At 59.5% G+C, this 3,568-nt stretch carries 4 protein-coding genes; 3 read left to right on the top strand and 1 reads right to left on the bottom strand.

Going from position 1 to position 3,568, the window contains the following annotated elements:
• Window positions 1-234 precede the first annotated feature (234 nt).
• The 3 genes from F6X42_RS41990 (at window position 235) to F6X42_RS41980 (ending at window position 2,605) form a co-directional block, all read left to right on the top strand.
• Complete coding sequence (locus tag F6X42_RS41990) at window positions 235-1,665, top strand: ISNCY family transposase (RefSeq protein WP_187639639.1); 1,431 nt, start codon at window positions 235-237, stop codon at window positions 1,663-1,665.
• A 377-nt stretch (window positions 1,666-2,042) separates the two neighbouring features.
• On the top strand, window positions 2,043-2,285 hold the full coding sequence (locus F6X42_RS41985) for a type II toxin-antitoxin system CcdA family antitoxin (protein ID WP_244145174.1): 243 nt from the start codon (window positions 2,043-2,045) through the stop codon (window positions 2,283-2,285).
• Window positions 2,285-2,605, top strand: a complete 321-nt coding sequence (locus tag F6X42_RS41980) for a CcdB family protein (protein ID WP_187639638.1) — start codon at window positions 2,285-2,287, stop codon at window positions 2,603-2,605. The genes F6X42_RS41985 and F6X42_RS41980 overlap by 1 nt, the downstream gene beginning before the upstream one ends.
• Before the next feature lie 307 nt (window positions 2,606-2,912).
• Here F6X42_RS41980 and F6X42_RS41975 read toward each other — a convergent pair whose 3' ends face one another.
• The gene (locus tag F6X42_RS41975) at window positions 2,913-3,203 is read right to left on the bottom strand and encodes a hypothetical protein (protein WP_187639637.1); all 291 of its coding nucleotides are present in this window, start codon (window positions 3,201-3,203) and stop codon (window positions 2,913-2,915) included.
• Window positions 3,204-3,568 lie beyond the last annotated feature (365 nt).

The following is a 3,568-nucleotide window of genomic DNA, read 5'->3' as shown; positions in this document are numbered from 1 at the left end:
GCACTTCGGTGATGCAACAGCCCTTCAGCGAATAGCGGCGTCTGTGGATAACTTCCCCCCTATAGATAAAGGGAGAGTTGAAGAACAAACCTTCGCAACACGATGCCCGAGGTGCCAAGAATCAACATTCCGGGTGTAGTAGCTTTATAGAAATGTCGTGTTCTAGCCATTTAGAAATGTCGTGTTCTGGTCTCGGTATGCTTGCCGGTTCCCTGCGGGACTATGGAGCCGGCCATGCATGCAGCTGCACTGGTGACATTGAACATGCGCGAACTCGACCGTCTGAAGGTCATCCAGGCCGTTGTCGACATGGGCCTCAAGCCTGGTCGCGCGGCCGAACGCCTGGGCTTGACCGTACGTCAGGTTGAGCGCCTTGTGATCCGCTACCAGGAATCCGGTGCAGCGGGACTGGCCTCGCGCAGACGTGGCCGTTCCGGCAACCGGAAGCTGGACGAAGGACTGGCCCAGCAGGCGCTGGCGATCATTCGTGAACGCTACGCCGATTTTGGGCCGACACTGGCCTGCGAGAAGCTTCGGGAATGCCACGGCATCCGGATGGCCAAGGAAACGGTCAGGCGGCTGATGACGGACGCCGGTCTGTGGATACCACGCCGGCAGCGCCCGCCGAAGATCTATCAGCCGCGGGCGCGTCGTGCGTGTCTGGGCGAACTGATCCAGATTGATGGCAGCGATCACCGGTGGTTCGAGGAACGGGCGCCGGCCTGCACACTGCTGGTGTACGTCGACGATGCGACCAGCCGGCTGATGCGTCTGCACTTCACGGCGAGCGAATCGACCTTCAGCTATTTCGAGGCGACGCGGGCGTACATCGAATGCCACGGCAAGCCTGGCGCGTTTTACAGCGACAAGGCGAGCGTGTTTCGCAGTGGCAAGGCCCATGAAACGGGCAGCAGCGTGACACATTTCGGCCGGGCGATGTTCGAGCTGAACATTGACACGTTCTGCGCGAACAGCAGCTCAGCGAAGGGTCGCGTCGAGCGCGCCCACCTGACGCTGCAGGACCGGCTGGTGAAGGAATTGCGGCTGCGCGGAATCAGCACGATCGTCGAAGCCAATGCGTATGCGCCCTCCTTCATGGCGGCCTACAACGCACGCTTCGCGAAGCCGCCGAAGAGCGATTTCGACGCGCACCGGCCGCTGCGGGGTGACGAGAATCTCGACCTGCTGATGACGTGGCGCGAGACGCGACGTGTGACGAAATCACTGACCATTCAGTACGACCGCGTGATGTACCTGCTGGATGACACGCCGGAGAACCGGAAACTGGTCCACCGCTACATCGACGTGTGGGAGTACCCGGACGGGCGCATCGAGATCCGCGCAGATGGCCGGGTGCTGCCGAACCGGCAATACGACCGGCTGGCCGAAATCGACCAGGGCGCGATCGTTGAACATAAACGCCTGAGTCACGCGCTGCAGGTCGCGCAGGCGATCCAGGCGCAACGCGACAACCGGCGCATCTCCGGCTCCCCCGCGCGCACGAATCAGGGACAACCGGTTCGGGCAACGGAACGCGCGCAAGGCACGAAGAAGCAGCGTGAATTCACCCAGGCCGACATCAACGGCGTGATCGCGGAACTGGCACAACGAAGGCAGCCGAACCAGACACGCAAACCTGGCCGTCGGTCTGCAGGATCTGTCTGAACGGACTGACACGCCCTGCCCGTTCACGCCGCGGTCCTTCAACGCTACGTGAGATTCAAACCGTTAAAGACAGAGTCAAACTCAAGGTCAAAACCCGACATTTCAATTTAGCGCAGACCCCGACATTTGAACTTGGCGGGGACACCGACATCGTGGTGCATTTAAAACATCAGGATCCCCATGTTGATGGTATGTCTCTATAAGCGCCAAAGGTCTGACTACAGGAACACGACTCAATTTGCTGACCTGACAAAATGGATCAGACGGATGCCTGGGGTGTTGATGGAAACAAGACGCAGCTAGTCCGAATCAAGCAGACTTGCCACGGGTCGCTTGTGTGGACCATAATGCACATAAAATGCAACATGGATGGGCACATGGGTAAGGCACTCGAAGTTCGACCGCGCAAGTCGACAAACGTCACATTGCCGCCTGAAGTCCTGGATCGGGCCAAGGAGTTGGGGATTAACCTTTCGCGAGCGAGCGAGCGCGGGGTGCGGGAAGAAATTCAGGAGGCGGAGGCTCGCCGTTGGGCCGATGACAACGCCGAATTGGTCGCCGCCTACAGTGCGATGGTCGATCGCGACGGCCTTCCGCTAGCGAAATTCAGGACGTTCTAATGGCGCGGTTCGATCTCTACGTCAACCCCGACAAAGAGACGCGGAGACTCGCGCCGTACCTGCTCGACATACAGAGCGCCCACATTGGAATTTTGCCGACGCGCATCGTGATCCCTCTGCGACCTGTCGAGCATCTCGCTTTTTCGGGCAAACCATCCGATCTGCTGCCGGTTTTCGAAGTTAATGGCGAAAAATGTTTCCTTGATACGCCCGGCATGAGTGCAGTTCCTCTGAACGCACTCGGCAAACGCATCGGTTCTCTTTCGGATGAACGTGAAGCCATCCTGGCGGCGCTCGACCGGATCTTCGGTGCATTCTGACCGACAGCAATGCAGCGCGATAGCCAGCGACGTGACGATTCATCGCCGGTCCGGCGCTGTGATCGCCGGTCACACGCTGCAAGCTGGGTTTGCTTTTGTGGTGTGAGCAGTTGCCACAGACGGTTAGTTGCGAATCTGGAATTGTTAATCTTTGCGAATGGTGAGCTTTTACGGGAGTAAGGTGCGCCAACCGGAACATCGAGCCCGGGCGCTCAATGCGCGAATCGCTGCACCCTGCGTGGGAAGTTAAAGAATTCTGTCGTGGCAGTTCACGCATTTCCGGCCAGGAACTGCCCGTCTGAATCAGTCACCGAGGAAGCAGCCGTTCCGACTTGACCGCATCCGGGAAAGTCACCGCGAATGCGCGCCCGCAGCAAGCTGGGATATTCGCCCGTTCCTTGCAGATTCTGGCGTTTCCTTGCCAGCTCAGCGTCAGCTGCGTATCGTCGACCGCATGATGGACCGCGACAATCATGTTGCGCCCGCGTCCATGCTGCCTGACGCTTTCCAGTTGCAGGCACCAGCGCTGCGCCGGTGCCGCCCACGCCACGTTCCGATCATGTGCCGGGCGTGACGTCTCCCAGGTGATGCGACGCAAGCAGGCATGCTGTGGGATTTTCGTCCCGAACGTTTCTGCTCGCCCCTGACGATACCCTCTGGCGGCTGGCAACCAGCAAGTTCGACCGCATGCTTCGCGATCCGGCAAGTCACCGTTTGCCCGCTTTTGCAGGGCAACGGGCGCGCATGGCCAACGTGGTCGTTGAACTTGTGGCCAGCGAACCGGTGCGCGTCATTCGAACCACATACGCTGTTCTGGCGTTCGATGCCGAAGGACGGTAAGCGCTAATTTGAGCGCACGGGCGCGCGCATGAATGTCGCCTAGCGCTGCAAATTTGCTGGCGCGGAAGCGGGACGTATGATTTTCTTTGCTCAGGCGGCGTTGGTCGAGGCCTGAGACTGCAT

Origin of the sequence: Paraburkholderia podalyriae, assembly GCF_014397785.1 — a bacterium.
In the GTDB taxonomy this organism is placed as follows: Bacteria; Pseudomonadota; Gammaproteobacteria; order Burkholderiales; family Burkholderiaceae; genus Paraburkholderia; species Paraburkholderia podalyriae.
This window is presented reverse-complemented; position numbering and strand designations above follow the sequence as displayed.